The sequence below is a fragment of the Treponema sp. genome (genome assembly GCF_052169735.1).
Lineage (GTDB): Bacteria > Spirochaetota > Spirochaetia > Treponematales > Treponemataceae > Treponema.
In genome coordinates, this window is record NZ_JBQNBW010000044.1 from 1 (window position 1) to 23,461 (window position 23,461).

General features: G+C 44.5%; 20 protein-coding genes. 9 read left to right on the forward strand and 11 right to left on the reverse strand.

Going from position 1 to position 23,461, the window contains the following annotated elements; genetic code table 11:
- Positions 1-241: 241 nt before the first annotated feature.
- Together ACTTJ8_RS08120 and ACTTJ8_RS08125 are read right to left on the reverse strand one after the other, a co-directional pair.
- The gene (locus ACTTJ8_RS08120; protein ID WP_442720855.1) at positions 242-1,786 is read right to left on the reverse strand and encodes a methyl-accepting chemotaxis protein; all 1,545 of its coding nucleotides are present in this window, start codon (positions 1,784-1,786) and stop codon (positions 242-244) included.
- A 195-nt stretch (positions 1,787-1,981) separates the two neighbouring features.
- Entirely contained in the window at positions 1,982-3,832 is a 1,851-nt protein-coding gene (locus tag ACTTJ8_RS08125; protein WP_442720856.1) for a methyl-accepting chemotaxis protein, read from the reverse strand.
- A gap of 336 nt (positions 3,833-4,168) precedes the next feature.
- Here ACTTJ8_RS08125 and ACTTJ8_RS08130 point away from each other — a divergent pair, with 336 nt between their 5' ends.
- Positions 4,169-4,366: a hypothetical protein gene (locus ACTTJ8_RS08130; protein ID WP_442720857.1), complete on the forward strand. Its 198-nt coding sequence runs from the start codon at positions 4,169-4,171 to the stop codon at positions 4,364-4,366.
- Positions 4,367-4,528: 162 nt separating this feature from the next.
- Here the strand turns inward: ACTTJ8_RS08130 and aspA are convergent, their stop codons facing one another.
- Complete coding sequence (aspA, locus tag ACTTJ8_RS08135; RefSeq protein WP_442720858.1) at positions 4,529-5,929, reverse strand: aspartate ammonia-lyase; 1,401 nt, start codon at positions 5,927-5,929, stop codon at positions 4,529-4,531.
- 230 nt (positions 5,930-6,159) lie between these two features.
- Positions 6,160-6,573: a cytidine deaminase gene (locus tag ACTTJ8_RS08140; protein ID WP_442715764.1), complete on the reverse strand. Its 414-nt coding sequence runs from the start codon at positions 6,571-6,573 to the stop codon at positions 6,160-6,162.
- Between the two features lie 23 nt (positions 6,574-6,596).
- On the opposite strand from ACTTJ8_RS08140, the gene ACTTJ8_RS08145 reads away from it, so the two are divergent.
- The 3 genes from ACTTJ8_RS08145 (at position 6,597) to ACTTJ8_RS08155 (ending at position 10,623) form a co-directional block, all read left to right on the forward strand.
- The gene (locus ACTTJ8_RS08145; RefSeq protein WP_442720859.1) at positions 6,597-7,715 is read left to right on the forward strand and encodes a PQQ-binding-like beta-propeller repeat protein; all 1,119 of its coding nucleotides are present in this window, start codon (positions 6,597-6,599) and stop codon (positions 7,713-7,715) included.
- Positions 7,716-7,790: 75 nt separating this feature from the next.
- The gene (locus ACTTJ8_RS08150; RefSeq protein ID WP_442720860.1) at positions 7,791-8,654 is read left to right on the forward strand and encodes a M23 family metallopeptidase; all 864 of its coding nucleotides are present in this window, start codon (positions 7,791-7,793) and stop codon (positions 8,652-8,654) included.
- A 97-nt stretch (positions 8,655-8,751) separates the two neighbouring features.
- Positions 8,752-10,623, forward strand: coding sequence for a TerB N-terminal domain-containing protein (locus ACTTJ8_RS08155; RefSeq protein WP_442720861.1), 1,872 nt, complete (start codon positions 8,752-8,754; stop codon positions 10,621-10,623).
- A gap of 176 nt (positions 10,624-10,799) precedes the next feature.
- Here ACTTJ8_RS08155 and ACTTJ8_RS08160 read toward each other — a convergent pair whose 3' ends face one another.
- From ACTTJ8_RS08160 to ACTTJ8_RS08185, 6 genes are all read right to left on the reverse strand, one after another.
- Entirely contained in the window at positions 10,800-12,626 is a 1,827-nt protein-coding gene (locus tag ACTTJ8_RS08160; RefSeq protein ID WP_442720862.1) for a TRAP transporter large permease subunit, read from the reverse strand.
- 15 nt (positions 12,627-12,641) lie between these two features.
- A complete protein-coding gene (dctP, locus tag ACTTJ8_RS08165) occupies positions 12,642-13,685 on the reverse strand; it encodes a TRAP transporter substrate-binding protein DctP (RefSeq protein ID WP_442720863.1) in 1,044 nt (347 codons plus the stop codon).
- A 70-nt stretch (positions 13,686-13,755) separates the two neighbouring features.
- On the reverse strand, positions 13,756-14,730 hold the full coding sequence (locus ACTTJ8_RS08170) for a TRAP transporter TatT component family protein (protein WP_442720864.1): 975 nt from the start codon (positions 14,728-14,730) through the stop codon (positions 13,756-13,758).
- A gap of 210 nt (positions 14,731-14,940) precedes the next feature.
- Positions 14,941-15,201 (reverse strand): hypothetical protein, encoded by a 261-nt coding sequence (locus ACTTJ8_RS08175; RefSeq protein WP_442715771.1) that lies wholly within the window; start codon positions 15,199-15,201, stop codon positions 14,941-14,943.
- The gene (locus ACTTJ8_RS08180) at positions 15,194-15,325 is read right to left on the reverse strand and encodes a hypothetical protein (protein WP_442720865.1); all 132 of its coding nucleotides are present in this window, start codon (positions 15,323-15,325) and stop codon (positions 15,194-15,196) included. The genes ACTTJ8_RS08175 and ACTTJ8_RS08180 overlap by 8 nt, the downstream gene beginning before the upstream one ends.
- A 23-nt stretch (positions 15,326-15,348) precedes the next feature.
- Positions 15,349-16,533 (reverse strand): hypothetical protein, encoded by a 1,185-nt coding sequence (locus tag ACTTJ8_RS08185; RefSeq protein ID WP_442720866.1) that lies wholly within the window; start codon positions 16,531-16,533, stop codon positions 15,349-15,351.
- A 140-nt stretch (positions 16,534-16,673) separates the two neighbouring features.
- Between ACTTJ8_RS08185 and ACTTJ8_RS08190 the strand changes: the two genes are divergently transcribed.
- From ACTTJ8_RS08190 to ACTTJ8_RS08200, 3 genes are read left to right on the forward strand one after another with little or no spacing between them, the layout of a single operon-like run.
- Positions 16,674-17,813, forward strand: coding sequence for an N-acetylneuraminate synthase family protein (locus tag ACTTJ8_RS08190; protein ID WP_442720867.1), 1,140 nt, complete (start codon positions 16,674-16,676; stop codon positions 17,811-17,813).
- 2 nt (positions 17,814-17,815) lie between these two features.
- Complete coding sequence (locus ACTTJ8_RS08195) at positions 17,816-18,298, forward strand: J domain-containing protein (RefSeq protein WP_442718469.1); 483 nt, start codon at positions 17,816-17,818, stop codon at positions 18,296-18,298.
- A 5-nt stretch (positions 18,299-18,303) separates the two neighbouring features.
- A complete protein-coding gene (locus tag ACTTJ8_RS08200; RefSeq protein ID WP_442720868.1) occupies positions 18,304-20,328 on the forward strand; it encodes a hypothetical protein in 2,025 nt (674 codons plus the stop codon).
- 307 nt (positions 20,329-20,635) lie between these two features.
- Here ACTTJ8_RS08200 and groL read toward each other — a convergent pair whose 3' ends face one another.
- The gene (groL, locus tag ACTTJ8_RS08205; protein ID WP_442715777.1) at positions 20,636-22,270 is read right to left on the reverse strand and encodes a chaperonin GroEL; all 1,635 of its coding nucleotides are present in this window, start codon (positions 22,268-22,270) and stop codon (positions 20,636-20,638) included.
- Positions 22,271-22,611: 341 nt separating this feature from the next.
- Between groL and ACTTJ8_RS08210 the strand changes: the two genes are divergently transcribed.
- Positions 22,612-23,226, forward strand: a complete 615-nt coding sequence (locus ACTTJ8_RS08210; RefSeq protein ID WP_442720869.1) for a hypothetical protein — start codon at positions 22,612-22,614, stop codon at positions 23,224-23,226.
- A 12-nt stretch (positions 23,227-23,238) separates the two neighbouring features.
- Positions 23,239-23,461: AAA family ATPase (locus ACTTJ8_RS08215; protein ID WP_442720870.1), on the forward strand; the 223-nt coding region annotated here is incomplete at its 3' end.

Consider the following 23,461-nt stretch of genomic DNA (forward strand, 5'->3'; position numbering starts at 1 on the left):
TGTTTTTCAGCCGCGCTATTTCAGCGGCTGAAAATAAACCTACGATTTAGAACATCGCATTTCAAGGTACCCTGTTCCGAAAGGGGCGTTTCCAAACAGGTTTAATAGACCGGCAGTTTCATTTACAATAGGCGTAGAGTCCTTCCGCCCGTCTCATGTTGCTGTTGCTCGTATCTGTCTGTGCAGGCAGTCAGTTTTTATCTTTCTGCTATGCAGCGCTATACTACAACTCGTAAACTTTTTATATTCCCGCAGCATAATGCTGTAATGCTGTCTTCGTCTGATTACCGGTTTCCGCCATTTTTGCAGAAAAATCGGCAAGCGATGTAGAAATTGCATCGGTTTGTTGATGGATTGCTTCGAATGAGCGGTCAAGCTCATCCCCGGTAGAACCGATTTTGGTAATAACAGCGACAATCTGCTCAATAGTGCCGCCAATATCATGAGAGCTTTCCAAAGCTGCTGTTGCAAGCCGGCCAAGTTCTTCTGCTACAACCGCAAAGCCTTTTCCTGCATCACCTGCATGGGCTGCTTCGATGGCTGCATTCATACTGAGCATTTTTACCTGCTCCGCAACGCTTTCCATCACTTCGGACATTTCTTGAATTTGCGAAACATGCTGAATAATAAACTGGATATGCTCATGCGTTGTCTGAAAAAGCTGATGCCCGGTTCTAAAGTTTTCCACTAATTTTTGAGCCGTTTCCGAATCATGCTGATGGGATTCGGCTGTTTGCTGGATAGCAGTCAGGCTTTCCTTGAGCTGAGCTGCCGATTTCCGGTACTCATCGGCTTTTTTTTCCGCAGTTTGCTGGAGGGCTGTATAGGCAGCTTGTATGTTTGCATGGGCTTTTTCCAAGCCGGCAGCGCGGTTTTCAACTACCGTAAGCTGCTCCGTAAGCTGTCTATTCTGCTCAGCGAGTTCAGCGTAAGTTGCCGCAGTTCTGTTTTCCGCCGGAACCTTGAATGCTGAGCCGGAAGTCTGTCGCCCGCCGGCATAGCCTGTTGTCTGCTTGCCGTCAGAAACCTCCGGCTGCATACTGCGCCCTGTGAAGTACCGTCCGGCAAAACTTTCCGGCTCATATTTATGCTGATCTGTTCCCGAAACGGAGTCGGCATATCCGGTACCTTCCAGTTTTGGGCTTACCTTGAGGACAATCCGTTTTTTTGCCGTCCTGTTGAGCAGGATGGTATAAAGCGTCCGCATCAAAGCCCATGTAACAAACAGACCAAGAATCCATGTAACCGTAATCAATATACCGGAAAGAATTGCCGCCCTTTTCCGGTACTGCGCTGCCGCTGTTCTCAGATTTGTACGCAGGGTACGGAAGTCTCTGATATGCTCTACGACAAGCGATTCAAGTGCTGTTATTTCGGCAGAATCGAAGGGCTTTGGTTTTGCCGCTCCGAGCTGATTATAGCCGGAAATCATTTCCGTATAGCGATCGGTAATGGCGTGAGAAGAAGCTAGATAAGCCGCAAGGCTGATACGCAGCGCCGCATCTTTTTGGCGGAACTTCTCCGTTTCTTGCTCAACAGTAGATAAAATCGGTTTTTGTTCACGCAAAGAATTGATAATATCAGCTGGAATATGCAAAGATTGGGCACTATAGCAGTATATTGTGCCGCGTGTATACAATAAGTTTCGTTCATAACTTGCAAGCTGTACCACTTGATGCTCCAGTGTATCTGCCGGTTTGGCGATCTGCATATACGTTCCCGCAGCGATCAACAGCAATAAGATCAATATTCCCGACAAAATTCCAATTTTCAGTTTGATATTCATAGCCTTCCTTGTGGGAGCTGTACGAAAAACGTACCCTCTCTTCATTGTCGGTAAAGAATGCCTCTAGTAAAAGAGTAGAAGCATAGGAGAAAAAAACTTACCCGTGCAGAGTGCCGTATTCCCTTCATGTTATAGCGCACTGTATGAGAATTTATAAACATCTACACGAATAACGGTTGGTTCTTAGGATAACTCCTAATTTACTTTGAATTTATTCACTTCTTTTGAAAGACTTATAACTGCCTGTTTGTTCTGTTGGGTAATACTATTCACTTCCTGCACGGCATTATTGATATGTACTGCTTCATTCGCCATGCTGCTCATGCTTGCAGTGATCGTTTTTGTCAGGTTATCGAGCTTCCGCATCTCGCTAGAGACTTGAGTTCCTTCTTTGAGCATTTCTTGAGAGCCGTCTCTTACGTCGCGGGTTACGGCGTTAATGTTTTTGATTGCTCTCAATACTTCACGGCTGCCGTTATCCTGCTCCTTCATCGCTGCCATCAGTGCGGTACTCATCGTTTTAACTTGCTCTGATAATTCAAAAATCATATTGAATTTCTCTTCAACGGTTTTTGATGAAGATGACAAGCCCTCAATTTCCGTCCCAAGCATCTTGAGCGTTGCCGTGATATTTTTACCTTGCAAAGAAGACTCTTCTGCAAGTTTTCTGATTTCATCAGCAACAACAGCAAAGCCCTTGCCGGCTTCCCCTGCGTGGGCAGCTTCGATTGCAGCATTCATTGCTAAAAGATTGGTTTGACTTGCAATATTTTGAATAACATTACTTGCTTCGATCAATCCGCCCGATTCTTCCGCTATTTTTTGAGTAACTGCACTGGAATTAACCAGTGTACTTCTGCCGTCGTTGGTAGCAGATGCAAGTTTCTTAATCACATCATCGGTTTTTTCAAGCGTTTGCGTAATAGAAGCGATATTAGCTGCCATTTCTTCTATCGAAGAAGAAGATTGAGAAACACTTTCTGCTTGTACCTCGATACTATTGTTTAGCCGCTCAATCGTGTTGATAATTTCCTGAACTGCAGCAGCTGTTTCATCTACACTTGCTGCTTGGCTCACAGCTTTTTCCGTTACGCTTTTAATATTCGTATTAATTTGACCTACCGAATGTGCACTTTGCGAGGTGTTTACAGACAGTGTATCTATGGATTCGTGCATCGCTTCAGTATTATGCTTTACTCCAGCCAGTAATGCTACGGTATTATCATAAAACCGGTTGATATTACCTACTAACAAACCGAATACATCTCGGCGGTTTAGTTCAAGATGGTCGGCAACAAAATTACCAAGCGAAAGTTTATCGGTAAAGACAAGAATATCTTCTATTGTGTTGTTTATGCCTTTGTATAGGGTATAATTTATGCATAGCCCTCCGGCAAGCAGTATAACAGCAATCGGAATAGTGGAATGGATTATTGTGTATGTAATATCAAAGCCGTTGTATGCTGATGCGACAAAGGGAGCTACGCTTAAAAAGATTAGTCCGGTAAACAGAAAGAAGCTCACCAGCATACCGCGTTTTACATATGACATGCTGATATATTGTTTCTTGAGCGGTAAAAACTTTACATACTGTTCAAACTTTTGTATCCAGATAACATAGAAAAAGAGCGCTACAAAAAAGAGGCAGCCGATGGAGGTTAAAATAGCCGCAGTAAACTTTATAGTAGAATTCATGCCAACCCATATCAAAGATACAACAGGGACAATAGTTGCAAGTAAAATCGGTACAACAATACTGAGCTTGGAATAAATTGCGATTGCCTTATTTGCCCGGTCAAGTCCATCAGCATCATCTTGCCATGTGTATATGGTGCGCATTGTTTTTTTATACAGCATATAGGGAAAGCAGATGGTAACAAGAAGTGTAATAAGTGTCGGCGGAGCCAGTACAATCTTAATAAGTTCTTCACGCGGAACGATATGTACATACCACCCATATAAAAAGATAAAAACAAATACGCCGCAATAAATTAATGAATTCAAGATAAAAAGTGATTTAGACGGCTGAGGAATGGCATTAGTCATAAAAATCTCCTAATTTATAAGATTAGTCTATATCTGCGGAGGCTAAAGCAGATATTGGAAAAAAGTAAGCTCATGCTTGTGTGTTTCCATGGAGCATAAGCATCCATTTGGGTACTTCAATAATAGCAGCCGGGCGCACAAGGTAAACGCATCAGCAGCTTTATAAAATATGCAGTATCAAATACCGTGTAAGAATGATCAAAGCGGCGGTAAGGTTACATACAAATACTGCATAATCAGCTCACTCTTCTAAAAATAGCATAATTCTTGCATGGTTGCAACTATATTAAAGACTAAGTTATTATTTATTAGTAAGTTTGTGTATATATCGACTTTATGCTGACAGCTGAAGCACAAAGCATTATTGCCCGGCTCGATGGAAAAGATTCTGCACAGATTGTAAAACTCGGTGTAAAGGGGCTTTCACTCGGTCTACTGCAGGATAAGCTCACCAAAGAAGATTTAAGCGCATTCGGTAGCAGGCGGCAGAAAATTCTGGATAAGTTTGCTGCAACCCGCGAAGCTCAAAAATAATCAGAAGCAGTAATATCTATGTGGAGAAACGCATCAGACAGATACTCAGCAGTGCGCAGAATAATGAAGCGGGGATTCCATTTGAGGCACAAAGCGGCGAAATTCTGAAGGTACTGCCTCATTATTCTGCGGGGAATCTCTCTAATGTCTGATATGTTTGCCCTACGCTTTGTTCATCTTTTTCGGCTGTGTCATATTTTCCGGCTTCAGAATATCATCGAGCACTTCTTTGGACAATAAGCCGCGTTCCAATACTAAATCGTACACACTGCGGTTGTCTTTAAGGGCTGTTTTTGCAATATCGCTCGAAGTTTCATACCCCAGTACCGGGTTAAGTGCGGTTACTAAGCCGATACTGCGATAGGTGAGTTCCTTACACCGTTCTACGTTGGCTTCGATACCGTCGATACAGCGCAACCGGAGCGTTGCCATGCCGTTTTTTAGAATAGAGATTGATTCAAGAATGCTGTAAATCATCACCGGTTCAAACACGTTCAATTCAAGCTGTCCTGCTTCCGATGCCATCATCACCGTAGTATCATTACCGATTACACGGAAACATACTTGATTCATTACTTCAGGAATAACAGGATTGACTTTTCCCGGCATAATGGATGAACCGGGCTGCATTGGCGGTAAACTGATTTCGTTTAAGCCGGCACGCGGACCTGATGCCAAGAGCCGTAAGTCATTACAGATTTTTGAAATTTTAACGGCAAGACGCTTCAGCTGCCCTGAATACGAGACAAAGTCGGTAGTATCGTTTGTTGCCGCAATCAAATTCTGCGCTTTTCTCACCGGGTAGCCTGAAATTTCTGCTAAGCGCTTTGTAACCAAATCGGCGTATGCAGGATCACTATTGATACCGGTACCGATAGCAGTTGCCCCCATGTTGATTTCTTGCAAGCCGGATACAACCTGTTTAAAATGTGCCACTTCCGCTTCTAAACTTGCAGCGTATGACTCAAACTCTTGACCAAGCGTCATCGGGACTGCGTCTTGCAGCTGTGTTCTTCCCATTTTAATATGCCCGCCGAATGCTCTCCCCTTATTGCGGAATGACGCGACAAGTAAGCCTAACTCGGAGATCAGCCCTTCGGTACTTAAACAGATACCGAGCTTTGCTGCCGTGGGATAGGCATCGTTTGTTGATTGCGCAAGGTTGATGTGATTGTTAGGATGGCAGAATTTATATTCACCTTTTTGATGCCCCAAAAGTTCCAATGCCCTATTTGCAATCACTTCATTGGCATTCATGTTGGTTGATGTCCCCGCGCCGCCTTGAATCATATCGGCAGGGAACTGATCATGCAGTTTGCCGCTGATAATTTCTTTACATGCCGCAATAATCGCCTCGGCAACCGGCTTGTCCAGTAAGCCTAATTCGTAATTTGCTTGCGCTGCCGCCTGCTTTATCATCGCGAGTGCATTGATAAAATCGGGGTATCGGGAAAGGTGTACACCGGTTATATCAAAATTTTCCGTACAGCGTAATGTCTGTACACCGTAATACGCTTCATCAGGTATATCCCGATAGCCTAAAAGATCGTGCTCTTGACGCATAGTTCTACGCCTCCACTTATTATAGTAGACCTGCTCGATAAGTCCGTTTTCGAACCGGTCGACGAGTTCAAATCCGCACCGACGGCACGATTTTGAACATCGTGTTTCAAGGTAATCTATTCCGAAACGGAAGTTTCCGAATAAGTTTAGTTATGGGAATCTCTAAGAACTCACATTTTTAGAGGGTGTCCTTAGATTTAGTTTTCTGTCGGCTGTAAATAGCGCAGCGCTTATGTTTTTTGCAGCTCATGGAGCGAATCAAAGGGGTAGACCCCTTCCACTGTTGTTTCTATACGGTTATCGGCTGAAGAGCCGAAGATAACCGGCGCTTCCGGCGGCATAAATTCCGAGATAACTTGCCGGCATGCGCCGCAAGGACCGACCGGATATTTTGCATCGGGCGTTGCAATAGCAATAGCGGTAAAGTTTCGTTTCCCCATAGCAACTGCATGGAAAATAGCGGTACGTTCGGCACAGTTTGTTAAACCATAAGAGCGGTTTTCCACATTTGCGCCGGTAATAACGCTTCCGTCATCCAGTAAAAGGGCTGCTCCTACTCTAAAATGAGAATAGGGGGCATAAGCATTCACTGCAGCCTCCATCGCTTGTGCAAAGAGATCATCATACTTACTTGCATTTTTCATACTACTATTATACCATACCTTTTATGAAATTTACAGCTTTCGATAAACGCTTTGTTATTTTTCCACTGATTATTTTACTATTATATATGTTCACTGCTGCGGCTCCGCTTGGAGATGATCCGTACCTCTGTCCGGTGTGGATCCGGGATATTACCCCTGATGCAGCACAGGCTGAGCTTGAAGGTATCGAAGAAGAAAAACCTGGAGAAAATCCGCAAGCAGCAGCCGCTCACTTTGCCGGAAAAGTTCCGCTCGCCTTTTTAACGGATGCCCGTTTCGGCTATTTTACCGAAGAGGGGGCGCTGCTGCGTACAGCTCCCATTACCAGGCGTATGTCTGTGTCTGCGGCAGCATGGACGGAGTACGGCAGCAATGCAGTACAGACCCCTATCTATAAACCGGATGGAACCCTTATCACCCTTATTGATGAACCCGGATTTGTTTATATTGATGAAGACCGGTTTTACTTATTTGAACCGGGAGGCAGCGCTGTTAAACAATATGGAGCAGACGGAAATGTACTGTGGCGTTATCTTCATACAGCGCCGATCACCGCATTTCATTCAGCAGAAAGCGGCGTTGTGATCGGCTTTTCCGACGGAAAACTGGTTTGTCTTAATGCAGCAGGTGCTGTTGTATTTGAAACCTACCCCGGCGGCAGTGACTATCAGGTAATTCTCGGCGCAGGTATTTCAAAGGATGGGCATTATGTGGCATGTGTGTGCGGGCTTAATCAGCAACGAGTATTGTTAATCCGCGTCGATGGTACAAAATACAAAATTGTACACCACCGGTATTTGGCAGGAAACTTGAGAAGGCAGGTCTTTGTTGATTTTGATGACAGCGGCAGCAATGCACTGTTTGAATGCACGGAAGGCATCGGTTTTATCGACTGCCGGCACTTGGTATCAGAGATTATTCAGGAACAAGGAACAGTGCTGGCAAGCGGAAAGCACCCCTATAAAAATATGATGACAGTGATCAGCCGCCAAGATCAAACCGCAACACTGTCGCTCATAGAATCACCGGGATATATTCTGGGCAAAACAGCTTTTGCATCAAACAATATATTTTTGCGGCAAGATCAAGATAAGATTTTTTTGGCAACGGATAAAAAGCTCATCCGTATTGATATAAAATAAAAAGAACTGAGGAGAATAAGGGGTAGCTGCTGAAAGAATGCGGGTGCCGCACTCTGAAGAAGGATCGGGTTAAAGATGAAACGTTATATTATTTGTACCCTATTGTGCATATCTGTACTTTTTTCTCTGTCGGCATTGGAATGGCCTACCGACACAAATCAATTTTTACGGCTTTTTGGTCAGTGTATTGGTGAGCATACATTTGAACAAGGAATGGCTTTTGAAAACGCTGAAACAGTCCGGGCTGCCGATAACGGTACACTCTTAATTGCGCTTACCGCACGGCATGGACAAGGAATGTTCCCCAGCACACTCGGAAATGCCTTAGTACTGCTCCACAATGACGGTTTGCAGACCATCTATGGAAATCTCGAATCGGCAACAGCTCTTGGAAATAGAATAGCAGCAGAAGCAACCAGTGTAATCGGCAGAACAGGGAACAGCGGCTGGAGTACTCCCAATGATCTCTTGTTTCAGGTAAGCGATAGCGAACGGAAGGTATATATCAATCCGCTTCTGCTCCTTCCTGCCGTAACTGATAAAACAGCTCCTCAAATACAGAATATTGTGTTAGTAAACGATCAAAATACCGCATTTCAAGCAGCAGGACAACGAAATGTACGTCAGGGAAGCTATGAGCTGTATGCGGAAATTTCTGACACTGCCGATATAGGAACTCATACCTTTAGCCCATTCCGGGTGAGTATTGTTGTAAACGGAATAAACCTCCGTACCATTCCGTTTGAAACAATTACGCAAAAAGAACGGGAATCCTATTTAGGGACAACGGCATTTACCGATACGCTCTTATACCGCCGGAAAGGCAGCCTTTACCTCGGGAAGATCATTTTAAGCCGGGGAAAGTCTGATATACTGATTACCGCACGCGATATTACCGGTAACGAAAAAGCAGAACGCTTTACCGTTCAAGCAGATTAAAGCAGTTTTGGAACAATACCGGCGTAGACACAATAAACCCATTCGAAAACGCAGTTATCGAATGGGTCGACTGTATTCCTTGTAGGAGAGCATGATTGTGAAGAAAGCAGAATTAGATGCTTTGTTTGAAACAATACTTCGGAGCATCATTGAGCGTACACCTACTGAAGAGATTATTTCCGATGTACAGGACGGCTTTACCATAATTCTCGATAACAGCACGACTGATCAAGTGCAATATCAAGATGCACCGCTTTTTTATGGACAAAATCTTGCAACGAGGAATTCCGGTAATAACACACTGGATCGCTACAGTCCGGGGTTTTCTCATGCTGCCAAACCGGTACAAGAAAAAAGAGCAGACAAAACTGTCAAAAAAGTTGAGGCAAAAGCGCTAAAGCAGATTCCTGAACAAATCCGCCGGATGGCGAAAATGTACCAACCGGGGGACGGTTCTTTTAGGCAGGAGCTGAAAAACTTCTATGTACAAGGTAAATTCATGGAAGATTATGAAGATACGGTGCCGTGGAACGGAGAAATACATGAATATTGGCAGACCTATCAAAAGTGCACGTTAGCACAGCTGCGCGGGTATTTTACGTGGCGGACGGAATTGCGGAAGGGAAACTATCAGAAACACTGTAACGCCTTTGCATTGATGTACCTTTCCGAACTGGTCAATGGGATAGGCACCGCATCCGCGGACGATAGCTTTGCCAAAATACAGGAATTTGAAAAAAACTATATCAATGCGGGGTTGAGCAGCGGATATATGCAATATAACATTCGGCAATGGATGTTTGATTTTGCAGTGATAAACGGCTTCTCTTTGGAAATAGTGAGCCAATATGCTGACCGTGAAATGCTGGACTGGGATGCCAAAGCTGAAATTCTTCGTAAACCTGAACAATACAGCGACCAGGAGGTGTTTGATACCCTGTGTTTTTTTAACGGAAAAAAAATTGATGGATCAATTGTGATACAAAAGGACAAAGAAGCGGGGATCAGCCTCTTTGCCGCAGTGTGGCGGCAGGCATCAGCACAATACCGGCAAGGTAACAAGAATCTTTTTGGGTTCTGTTTCGGAAGGAAGTATGCACAGTATTGGTATCCGCTTAACAATACACTCTATTACAGCAGAGAAAATGAGAAAACAGTACCCTATGAGCTTAACTCATGCCGAAAATACAGCTGTACAAAAGGTAGATGGTATGAACACAGTTATCGTAAATGGTATGACGGGCACCGGCATATACAGGAACTTATACACGAGGCAGACCGGCGATTTCGCTTGTACTTAAAAACAGGCCGTCCGCTAAAAGAGCAGAAAGACGAAGCATGGGCTGTCCCCTATATAGAAGCGGTTATTGAGGCAGATAAACAAGCAAGACTCGAAGCCGCCCGCCCTAAGATCACAATCGATTTTTCCGGTCTTGATAAAATCAGACAAGACGCACTTGAAACACAAGGAAGTTTGCTAACCGAAGAAGATACTCACGGTACAGCTGAGATTGCAGCAAAGCATACAGCCATCACACCATCCGTACAAAAAGAGAGGACAAAAATATCAAGAAAAAGTACCGAGGTTTCTGCCGCGTGTACATCCTCTACCGTTGACAAATCAGGTAAACCTATCCCTTGCCCTGATGCTGCCCTACCAACCGCGTCTATACCTGCCGGACTATCCATCCTGTCTGGGGCTGCTAAAACATCCCCTGCAGCAGCTACGATCTCAGAATCTCTTCCATTGGATAGCAGTCAGATAGAGCTGTTGCGGATGCTGCTGCGCGGAGAGCCGCTACAAAGTCTGATTACCGCTCAACACGGAATGCCGAGCGTCATTGCTGATTCCATCAACGAGGCATTGTTTGACCGTATCGGAGACACGGTTGTAGAATGCAACGGTGAAACAATTACCCTTGTAGAAGATTACCGGGATGAGGTTATCGGGATAGTCGGAGAAAGCTAACGGCACAAGTATGTACACCATCGTTCAGGAATGTATACATTGCGGCAATGCAGATGAGCTGTGTGTTTCAAAACTGCGCCGTATATTAAGAAATAGAGCCATTATTCGTGCGGCGGGTTAATGCTTACAAACCGCGTCGGGGGTGTTAATTCAGGCATCCGTTTTGTGTGGGAAGGTTACGGCAGCAGTACTGTTGTAAACCAAGGGATGTAGGTAACCAGCAATAAAATGATACACTGGATTCCTAAATACGGCAAAATATTTTTCACTATTTTGATGACCGGCTTATTGAAGGTATAGCTCGCAATAAATAAGTCCATACCGATTGGAGGAGTTAAAAAACCCAGCGCCATATTCATCAGAAAAATAACCCCGGTGTGAATGGGATGAATACCGAAAGATTCTGCAATCGGCATCACAAGCGGTGAAACAACAAGAATTGCAGAGTATAAATCCATGATACAACCGACAAAAATCAGCAATATATTCAACAGAAATAAGAATACATACTTTGAATGGATATAGGTTTGTACAATATCAGTTAAAAGAGCCGGTACATTCGCATCAATAAGATAGTATGCTAAGCCTTTTGCCGCCCCGATAATAATGAGAACGCCGCCTGCAATAGGAATGCTTTTTAAAATAAGACCTGCCGCTCCTTTCCATGAAAAGTCCCGCCGGATGATGATTTCCAGCACACAGGTATACAGTACGGTAAAGGCAGCTGTTTGCAGCAATGAAAAAAGCCCGGAAAAATACAGCGCAATAATAAAAACCGGTAGCAACAACTCAAAAAAGCTCGCACAAAAGGCAGTTTTGAGTTCCTTCCACGAAAACGGAATACGCTTTTTACTGCGGTCTCTTACAACTCCGATAATAATCATTGATATGGTTAAAAGCAGCCCCGGAAGAACCGCGCCGCGGAATACATCAAAGATATCGACGGTCATAATGTTCGTTACGCCGAATATGATGATCGCCATACTGGGCGGAAAAAGAATCCCCAATGAGCCTGAAGCTGTGATCAGAGATTCTGCATCATCTTCTGAATAGTCGTTACCCGTTAGAATCAAGCTTAAAAGCGGTCCCAGCGCGAGAATGGTGACACCCGAAGCACCAGTAAAGGTGGTAAAAAAGGTGAGAACGAGTACGGATGAGATAATGACACCACCCCTCAGCCAGCCGACACTGCTGCGCACCAGTTCCATCAGCCGCTTACCGGCGCTTCCTTCAGCAAGCAGACAGCCTGCCACCGTAAACAGCGGAATAGCCGCAATACTTGAGTCAGTAAGGATATGGTACATTTCCAGCGGAACAACATCGACATAGCCGCCGCCCTGGCTAAATGCCGTATAAGTGATAGCCAGCAGTACAATAAAGAGGGGCAAGCCGAACAGTGCAGCGACGATAAACGCCAGAACAAACGGAACCAGTAATTTCGCACTGACAGCTGCCCACATTGATGCACAGGCTGTCAGCGCAGCGGACTCCGCCCCGAAAACGGTATAGGCGATACTCGCGAGAGAACCGCAGCTTACAAAGAGTCCGGCGCTCAGTCCAAGCAGAGAAGATAGGAGGCGCTTATTTTCCCGTATTTGCAGCACAAGCTGTGCCAAAAACATGAGAGGCAGTGCTAAAAAAAGAAACCGTACCGGTATTCCCCATAGAATATCCCCGGAATCGATAACTGTTAATATATTGGGAAAACAGGCAAAAAAGAGTGCAGTCAGTACGGCAATGCTTATTCCATTATTTATACTGCCTACAGTGCTTTTCAGCGATTCCGACAGCCTAAGATTAAAAACCTCGATATTCAGCTGCCTATGGTTTGCACTTGTGATAATACCTGCAAAGCAAGCGAACACAAAAACGGCATGAATAATAAACCGTTCACCATCCATAATAGCAACACCGCCGATTTCGGTAATTCCCCAAAAGATAATCGGCAGTATCGCTAAAACACCTGCAAGAAATAGGATCAATATATTAACAGTCTTTCTCATAGCACTATGGTACGATTATTTCCGCATCGGAGCAACCAATGCCTGAATATTTTTATACATTTCCATATCAAAGGCATTTGGAAACGCTTTGTAGATATCATTGATATTATCGTTAAATTCCGCTTCCCATTTTTTCAACTCATCTTTTGACGGACGAATCATGGTAACACCGCTTGCTTCCATTTTCTGCACACAATCAGCATCGGAACTATCAAGTGCGTCATTGAGCCGCTTACGTGCCTTTTCCATGGCTTCTTTTAACGGCGCATGGTATTTTTTCGGAATTTTTTCCCATGAGGCATTAGAAATCACAAAACCGGCGATGACTGGGCACAGCTTAACATCAAGGGCATAGTTGATATCCTTATAAAAACCTGCTGCATACGTCATCAAGTGTACAGCAAAGAATCCTCCGATCCCATTTTTACTTTTGAGCATTTGGGAAAACTTTTGAGCAGGCGTATCGACAACATTAAACCCACTTATTTTAAAACTATCGCTTAAAATCGGGCTATCGAGACCAGAGACAGACATTTTTATCTTCTTTAATTCTGCAAGTGTGCTATAGGGTTCTTTCGTATAAAAGGAAAGCCAGCCAACATTTGACCACGCGATAAGCTCATATCCTGCCGCTTTTATCTTTGATTCAATCTTATTCCCATAAACACTGAGCGCTTTATCCAGTTCCGTCTGATTTTGAATGAGAAAAGGCAGGGTAAGGGTATACATATACGCATCGGGCACCAGTTCATGCATCCCAATCGTCGTAAAAATAGCCCCATCAAGCGGTGCAGGTTGACCGGGGCGCGCGGCTTTCAGCTTTTGAATACCGGATTTTTCGCCGCCAAGGGTATTCATTGAATAGATTTTCATGGTAACAAGTCCGCCGGTAATACGGTTCCATTCTTCAGCAACTTTTTTCAGTTCTATGTCCCAAGCAGAGCGGGCAGGTGCAACCGTTGCAATCTTTAATACGACTTTATCGTCAGCATACAAACTTGATGCTGCAAGAGCTGTAACCATACACAGCATTACTACACATTTTCTTTGAATTGTCATAGCGGTAGAATCTCCTTTATCAAGCGGTCATCTCTAAAAATCTAAAATTTTTAGAGATGCCTAAATGTTTTTAATCACCTAAAAAATAATCTTCCTTTGATGCTTGCAGCCAGCGGGCTTTTTCTTGACTGAGCGTAATAGTCAGCTTATTGCCCGGCTGTTCGGCAGGATCAATCTCTAATGCCTTGGAGAGGGCTTCGTTAAAACCGGCGCTATCCTGTGCAGGAATACAAAATGACTGAGCATACAGGATATACACCGAAGGGCGCTGTCCGCCGCTTAAATCGAGCGCTTTTTGGTATGCCTCCAGGGCTTTTTCAGGGCTGCCGCCCAAGGCTTCAGGCGCTGCGGCATAAAAAGCGGCAAGCAGTTCCCATAAAGCGCCCTCGTTATATGCAGGATCAAGTTCAGCAGCCCGTTCAAGCATTGCAAGGGCACCCGGGATCACTGCAAGCGTATCTGTGTCAAGCGGATCAAGGGAAAACGCCCCAAGCACCCCGCAGCTTGCCCAATACAGGGATTCCGTGTCAGCCGGTTTACACCGTGCGAGAAATTTTGCGCCTTCGCCTTCTTCCGAATAGCGGTTTATCGCAGCGGCAAAGCCCGGATACGCACGATCCAATGACTGCATAACGTAAGAAGCCCCTCGCAGGTAAAATTTCTTTGCACGGAGGTATTCAATATTTTTCCGCTGAAATTGTGTGTCAGGAATATAGTCGGCAGGGGTTTGCACAAAAACATTTGCATACATTACATAGAAAGAACCGGTCATAATCGCCAAGCCCCGATGCTGAGGATTGCTCAAGTGCAGTATCTCATAGGTTTTCAGTACTGTTGGAAACACGGCAGCGATAAGCGGCACATCATCTTCGCCGGTTAAAGCAGCTGCAGCATCAATTCCCCCTGAAGCGTCTGCCTTAGGTGCAGGAAAGGGGGCAAGGGTATTTGCAACGCTATTCAAAGCCATCTGTTTAATTGAGCAGCTGCTTAAAAGAAGCAAAAGTCCTGCCAGAAAGAGCAATATTTTTTTCGCATTAAGAAACATACACAGTTACTCCTTTTCATCACCGGGCAGCTGAACCAAATTACACAGGCAAACTTCTACAAATTACAAACGTATCAGCCGCTACTACTGTCGAGAAGTAATTACCGTAGCTGCTAATGCAGATCGCAACATAGTTTTGGCGATACCCATAAATGTTTTAAAAGATACCGTATGGAGATATTTTAAAACACGGGATTCAGCGGTTGACTATCATTTTTGCTCGGTTATTTCCTTTTTCCATTGATGAATAAAAGCTTCATACGCAGCAATAGTTGCAGAAAGCGTAATTTGCTGCACAGAGCTGCGCCCTTCCGCATTATTACCGTCTAAAATATACAAGGCATCTAATATACCCTGTATATCATCTATTGTACAGCTTGCATCGGAGGCTTTTCTCCTTGTCAACAAACGGGTTTCGTCATCAAAGGCTTCTTGATACTTTTTATCTTCCCAATCAATGGTTTCAGGCATAGAATTGATTATAGAAGTTTTTACCATTGAGTGCAATATCGGGTTTAGTACCCTGCAGCGCACACCCCAACAAGAAAGTTGGTCTGCCGCAATGGAACACAGCAGAGGTACCGTATATTTTCAAAGATTTCAGTACTCTCCCGCTTTTTATTCTCCTGAAAACTGCGATAGAAGTTCAGCATTTTTCTGTTCCAGCGCTGCCTTGTTTTCTTCGGACTGTACAATATCTTGTTCTGCTGCGGCAATAAGCTGTTCATATTGCTGAATGCCGTCTTTATACCCGATAATCGCTTTTTGTAAGGCTTCAATCTTGCGGCTTTCTGCTGCAGCGGCAATTTCATTTTCAATATAGGTAATATTGAGCTGATTTTTGTGCAGTTTTACCCGGTATTCGGCGATGGAATCAAGATAGGGCTTAAAGGGTTCCGGTATGTCTGCCGGAGCTGCTTCAATTTTGGCTCCTTCGGCAGTATAAAACACATCGGCAGATACTATGCCCTGCTGCTGCTCAGCCATACCGATAGCTTCATCGGAAGTTTTTATAGCAGTTGTTAACACAGTGATTCGTTTTTGAGGGGTTGAGTCAACTCCGCATTCCGTCAGAGTTTCACTTATTTTCTGCTGTTCAGCAATGAGTGTTTCTTTCCGTGCAGCAATCTCATCTTGTTTATTTACGATAGCGGCAAGATCGGTATAAACTTCCTCAAGCTTACCGGAAAAGCCGTCGCCGCGTACTTCACTGATCACAGTATCGGTTATGACTTCATCACCGGACGCAATGACTTGTGCATTCCGCTTTTTTTGTAAGCTGCTTAGTTTTCCTTTTGCAGTAATGAGTTGTGTACTCAAGGTAATTTTTTTCAAAAAGTTTGCTTCGGTCTTTTGCTGTTCAAGCAGCCTCATCTCTTGTTCTTGCTGAGCGATTGCGGTGTCAAGCGGTTCGACTGCAGACAGAATAGGCGTAATACAGGCAAGCGAATCGTGCCGATAGGTATTAAAAAACTCCAAAATAAATATATTCCGCGCTTTTTCATACGCTTGCTGTTGCTCCCGTAGTAATTTATCAACTTCACCGGAAAATACTTTGAGTTCGTTTTGACGGGACTGCGCTGTTTTAATGGCTAAAATAGTGTCAGCATCCTCCTGACGTTTTGTCCGTAAAGACTTCCACGCCTCAAAATCCTGTGCGGCAATAGAGGCAAGGGGCGTTGTATTGTGTAACGCATATTCAAATTGAGCGCTTCCGTATTCCTTATACAGTGCATCCAGCAGCGTTTGTAAATCTGCGCGCTCTTTTTTCCGTTCTGATAAAGTTTTTTTCAGACTATCCATATCGCACCGCCTTTTCCGTCTTTTTCAGGGTCACTCGCACCGGAAATCTGTAGGAGGGTTTTAAAACAGCTTGATGCGTTGCCCTACGTCTCTTGTCTATATGATATACAGAATCGCAGCTTTAGGCTATACTAGCCGGCATGATTACAGCATTTAAAGCGGGCGGAAAGATTTTTTCGTCTCAAGAACATATCTTAGTGATTGCTGAAATAGGCACAGGGCATAACGGCAGTATTCAAAAAGCAAAGGAGCTGATTGCTGCTGCAAAAGAAAGTGGTGCCGACGCGGTAAAATTTCAAATTGTGTATGCCGATGAAATTTTGCACCCCGATACCGGCTTTGTGGAACTGCCGACGGGGCGTATACCGCTCTATGAACGGTTCCGTACATTGGAATGCAGCATTGACTTTTATGCAGAGCTGGCAGAATACGCAAAGCAGGAAGGATTGCTCTTTTCTGCTTCGGCATTTGGACTGCGCTCCGCTGAAGAACTGCGGCAGCTCAAACCTGCTTTTTTTAAAATTGCCTCGCCGGAACTGAATCACTTTCCATTGCTTGAACGGGTTGCTTCGTTCGGTTTGCCGGTTATCCTTTCTACCGGCGTGTCCCGGCTCGGTGATATTGAACGGGCTGTTTCCTGTTTAGAAGCCAAGGGGCTTGCCCCGGAACTGCGGGCGCTGCTCCATTGCGTAACAGCATATCCGGCGCCGGAAACGGATTATAATACCGCGGTGCTGCAATCCTTGTCGGCTTTGCTGAACAGCTCTGTCGGCATCAGCGACCATTCCCTTGATCCCGCAGCTGTTCCGATTGCAGGACTCCTGAGCGGCGCCTGTATTATCGAAAAACATATCTGCCTTTCCCGGAAAGATGCCGGACTGGACGATCCTGTTGCCTTGGAACCGGCACAGTTTTTACAGATGACACAGACGCTCAGAAGTCTAACCGGAAAGACGGAGGACGGTATCTATGCAGCAGCCGCAGATGCCGGATATCCGCGGGAGTTTTTGCAGCGGATTATCGGCAGCGGTGAAAAAAAACTGGCGGCGGCAGAAAAGGGCAACTACGGCACCACCAACCGTTCCCTGCATTATGTGAAAGACACCGCAGCAGGAACGGTTATTCAGCCGGAAGATATTGCAATCTTGCGCACGGAAAAGAATTTGACCGCCGGTGAATCGCCTGAATACTACCGGCACTTTATTGGCGCAGTATTACAGCGGGATGTTACCGGAGGTGCCGGTGCCGTCTTCGATGACATTATTGTGAGGCGGTATTGATTATGCACGATTACTATGAAACGCTCGGCAGTCTTTTACGCGATAGGCTTGGAACGGATGATGATCCCTTTGTGCGGGCAACAGAAGAGCGGCAGGGGAAATACCGTGCCGCAGGAAATAAAATTGAACGGCGGGTACCGCGGCAGTTCAGTGCTGCAGCTGATGAACAGGAAAAACAGGAAGAACCGGAAGAACCGGTACGTGTACCTGTTCCGGCAGCCCTTGCAGAAGACTTTGCCGTTTTGCACGTATTACCCGGAATGCCGCTGAGTTATTGTAAAAAGGCATGGAAGCTGCTCTTAAAAAAATACCATCCCGACCTTATGCGCGATGATTCCGTTTTACACACAGCGCCGAACCAATCGAATCTGCAAGAAAGAACTTCGGAAGAAGCTGCTGCTATTGTCCGGCGGATTAACCAATCGTACAAACGTATTGAAATATGGTTCTCAACCGGTAAAGTGCGAGATTATAGTACGCTCTAGCAGCTATGAGTATATATAGAGCCGGTCAGTCTCCGGTTATAGTGTTTTTTTTACTCCTCTTTACTTTTTCACCGCTCCAGTTGCTCTTCGGTGAGGATACCGTATATGAATTTGGTCCTAAAACCGATACGGTTATTGTGTTTACCGCATCAGCCGATAGCAGTAATCAATCAACTACGGCAACACTGCAGCTGAATGAATTTGCTCAAAAACTTGCTGTCCAGCCTCCTGCTGTACGTACTATGGTCGCGCTTACCCAAAGCGATATTTCGGAATTACCTGCCGATGTTCCGGTAAAGCGGTACCAAGGGACTAAAGAACTCATAAAAAAGCTTTCCTCGTATTCAAAGGCAGCAGTGTGCTGCATCGGTTCCGGATCACGGGACAAGGTGCGGATTATTGCGGGTACATCACAGGGAACAAGCCCTTCGTGGCTCCTCCGTCCTGCATATAGCTGTTTGCAGCAAGAACAGCTGCCCGTTGATTTTTATACCAATGCAGTAGTATTCCACCGTCTCGGCTGGCTGCCCGATGATCCGCAGCTCCGCTTGTATAACGAAGCGCAGATTCCGGCAATCAAGATAGAAACAAATGCCGATTTATCAGGCTTTTTTGATTCTTTTGCTGCAGCAACGGTTCAAAATATCAGCAATGACAGAGATATTCATTACTTTGTATGGCAGGTACAAAATAAACTGGTAATAACCGGTGAGCAGCATATCATTGTTATACTGATTGTCTCTTCGATTATTTTTTTATCGTGGCTTATTATCTTCAGCTTTTTATTCGGCAAAAAACAAGAACAGCATATACGCGATCTGTTAGTATTGTGGTGGATGCCGCTCTATTTCTTTTTAGTAAACTGGGGCTGCTTATTTTTAGGTTCGAAAATTACCGAATTTCTCTTTTATACCCGCTTTTCATCATATACCGAAATGAATGCCTTTCCACTTACAGCGCTGGCTGTTAAATATGTATTTGCGCTGTTTTTTATGTTTGTATTTACGGCATTGAATAAGGTGATACCGCTGCCTGCAAACCGATTTTTGTACGGGTTTATGGGACATGCTGTGTGTTTGTTGAATATTTTTGTGTTTTCTTTCATCAACCTTTCATTTTCAGTTATCTTTATGGCGATCTATTTGATTTCGCTCAGTGCTTATCATTTTAAGCAAATTCCTGTACAGATTATCTTTCTTATTTGTCTCTTTTTGCCTCTTATCCCCTTTGTGCAGCACCTCATTCTTTACCGATATTTTATGTTCAATTTGATATTTCCCCTTCAGATTGCGCCGGCATGTATTTTTGTTCCGTTTGATTTATTTCTTATCCGGTTAAGTTTGAGTATTGATAAGAAACGGAAAAAAAAGGAACAAAGAATGTACATCCCGCTGCAATGTATTTTAACCGGAACCGGATTTATCCTATTAGCGTTATGGGTTTTTGTTATGCCGGCTCCGGCAGACATTCCGCATAAGCCCTTTACCCTCGTATATACCCTCAACGGTAAGGAAGACTGTCTTGTCAAAAAATATGCCGATTCTGAGGAAATTATCAGCGATTATTACCGTGAGTATGACCATACGGATTCAGAAGCGGCAGAACAGTTTTTAACAGTACAAACATCATTGGAAAACTATTTTGAACGAAGTATCGGAACAATACAAATTGCATCCCCTTTGAAAGTTGAAGCCTTTTCTATTACGGTACAGACACAAAACGGTGTTGCGGTTTTTGAATCGGATGCAGCCTTTGAGCAAAACGCATCAGGGGATATAGCGACGGTTATTTCTTCTCCGCGTCCGGAGCTTCCATTTGTGATGCATTTTTCAGGAAAAAAGGATGTGGCGCTTACCGTTTCGGTGATACTGTGGTCAAAAGAAAATCCTTACGGTATCCGCTTAGCGGATGATTCCGGGAATTTTTATAATACGCATACCCGAAAACCATATATAGCAGAAACGGCTGTACCGGACGAATCTCCTTTTCTCTTGAAAATTGAACGGAAACTACAGATAACTGCCGAATAAACAGCCCCGGCGCGGTATGTGATCCTTAAATCCGCACGAATAAACAACATCGGCGCGGAATACAGGTATTAAACATTCCAAACAAATAAGGGCTTATACACATTTGTGCATAAGCCCTTTCGGATGAGGTGCTTTCTGTCCGTAGGGATCAGGGGAACGCAATCAACACCCCGGCTCAGAGCATCGGAGTATTAAACCCTTCGCACGAATAAAGAGCTGATAGCTCCAAAGTCAGCTGCTTCTTCGCCATCCGCGGTATTTATTCGTGCAGAAGATGTCTTTACACCTTCTGCATCGGGACTACCGATTAATACATGCCGCCCATTCCGCCCATGTCGGGACCGGGAACTGCCGGTGCGTTTTTCTCCGGAAGATTGGTGATCGCGCACTCTGTGGTAAGCAGAAGACTTGCAATAGAAGCTGCGTTCTGCAGTGCAGACCGGGTAACCTTTGCCGGGTCAATGATACCGACTTTGATCATATCTACCCATTCCATTTTTGCAGCATCGAAGCCGTAACCGCGCTTTTCTTTTGCTTTTTCTGCGATAACAGCACCGTCAAGACCGGCATTTTCTGCAATCTGGCGGATCGGTTCTTCAAGGGCACGCTTTACAATCTTAAAGCCGATTTTTTCATCTTCAGTCAGCTTGGAGATATTCACTTTGTCAAGTGCTTTTGCAGCCTGAATTAACGCAAGACCGCCTCCGGCAACGATACCTTCTTCGATAGCTGCCCGTGTTGCATTGAGAGCATCCTCAACACGGTGCTTCTTTTCTTTCATTTCAACTTCGGTAACAGCACCGATCTTGATAACTGCAACACCGCCGGCCAGTTTTGCCAAGCGCTCCTTGAGTTTTTCGGTATCGTATTCAGAGGTAGCATTTTCAATCTGCTTCTTGATCTGTGCAACACGGTCGCTGATATGCTGCTTGTCGCCGATACCGTCGATGATCGTAGTGTTTTCTTTATCAACCTTAACGCTCTTTGCCTGACCGAGCTGACTCAAATCTGCTGTTTCAAGCTTTAAGCCCAATTCTTCAGAGATCACCTGCCCTCCAGTGAGGATAGCGATGTCTTCGAGCATTTCCTTGCGGCGGTCACCAAAACCGGGTGCCTTAACTGCGCATGCCTTTAATGCACCGCGGAGACTGTTTACAACCAAGGTTGCCAATGCCTCACCTTCAACATCCTCAGCAATGATAAGCAGCGGGCGTCCGGACTGTGCAACTTTTTCCAAAAGCGGAAGCAGATCCTTCATAGTAGAAATAGACTTGTCGTGGATCAAAATATACGGATTTTCATATACTGTTTCCATGCGGTCGCGGTCTGTTACAAAATAAGAAGAGATATAGCCGCGGTCAAACTGCATACCTTCCACGTATTCGGTAACAGTTTCCATGGTTTGTGCTTCGCCGACATCGATAACACCGTCTTTTCCGACACGTTCAATGGCATCAGCAAGAATTTTACCAATTTCTTGATCGTTATTGGCGGAAACAGAGGCAACGTGTGCTACTTCTTCCGACCCTTTGATCTCTTTTGCACTTTCCTGAATGTCTTTTACCGCAATAGAAACAGCCTTATCCATACCGCGCTTTAATTCAAGCGGTGTCATACCGGCAGCAACGGCTTTCAGCCCTTCGCGTACCATAGAATATGCCAAAACAGTAGCAGTTGTAGTTCCATCTCCCGCTACATCATTGGTTTTTGTCGCAACTTCTTTTAAAAGCTGTGCGCCCATATTTTCAAACGGATCTTCTAATTCCACTTCACGTGCAACCGAAACACCGTCTTTTGTAACGGTCGGTGCACCGAAGCTCTTATCAAGCAATACATTGCGACCTTTCGGTCCTAATGTTACTTTTACTGCACTGGAAATTTGTTCAACACCGGAAAGCAGTTTCTTCCGTGCTTCTTCATTAAACAGTAATTGTTTAGCCATCTTATAAGCTCCTTCATCATAATAACAGACATTATGCTACTACTGTAGTTTTATCAAATATAACACATACAGGCTCTCACGGCACTGTAAGCGTCTATTAAGAATATGGTATTAACATACAAAAAAAAAGCTAAACCGGCAAGTATTTTTCTGCATTATGGTAAGGTAAAGGCATTGGATGTTCCCAGTACTACTATAAACGGCCGGCGGTTCACACAGCAGCAATGATTTCCTCCATTCATGCAGAGGATTCATACTCACAAGCCGCGTCAGGGTCGTTGATTGCTTTTTTCTTCCCGGCTCTTTAAAAACCCCATAAAATAGTATATGCTCTATCTATAATGAAAGCTGATTATAGTGATGATTTGCTGTTTACAATCGACTATATTCTGCATAGAGCTGAACCGCGTGAGCTGGAGGCTCTTGCTGCTGCGCTTGAGCGCCGGAAAGGTCAGCTGGATGGAGTAGTGAACGGCAGTATCCCTTTTACTCCTGAGCAAGCTGCAAAAAAAATGTCGGAATCCATTTATGCTTCTATTGACGCAAGTATGGATGGGGTACGGCATACCTTTCGGGATTATGCAGCTGAACTTTTACAAAAAGAAGCTCCCGAGCTCTCCAAAGAACAAATTATAGGTCTTGTCGATTCGTGGATTCCCCAATCGAGCGGTAAACGCGGAAAAAACCGCCGTGCTTCTTTAGCCCAAAACGGTTCAGTACAAGGCATTCCCGCTGATCTTTTATACGAGATGGTTATCCAGTTTGTTTCATATAGCTTAGGGGAAATGCCGGTGGAAACACAGCGCAGTCTTACAGCAGCTATGCATAATTGGACAGAATCTTACTGGCGCCGGTTTCCCGCCGGAATAAAGCAGGAAATAAAAGCTTTTTTGAATGGGGAGATAACATCCGGAGAATTTCAGCATACGGTATGTGAGCTGCTTGGTTTAAGATAAAAGGAGGCACTGATGAAAAAACTACCGATAGGAATACACACATTCTCTGAAATTATTACCGATAATTATGTCTACATTGATAAAACACAGGAAGCGTATCAATTACTGAATACCTATAAGTATGTGTTTTTATCGCGCCCGCGCCGGTTTGGTAAAAGCCTTTTTTTAACAACCCTGCAAGCGATTTTTGAAGGGAAGAAGGAGCTTTTTAAGGGCTTATATATTTACGATAAAT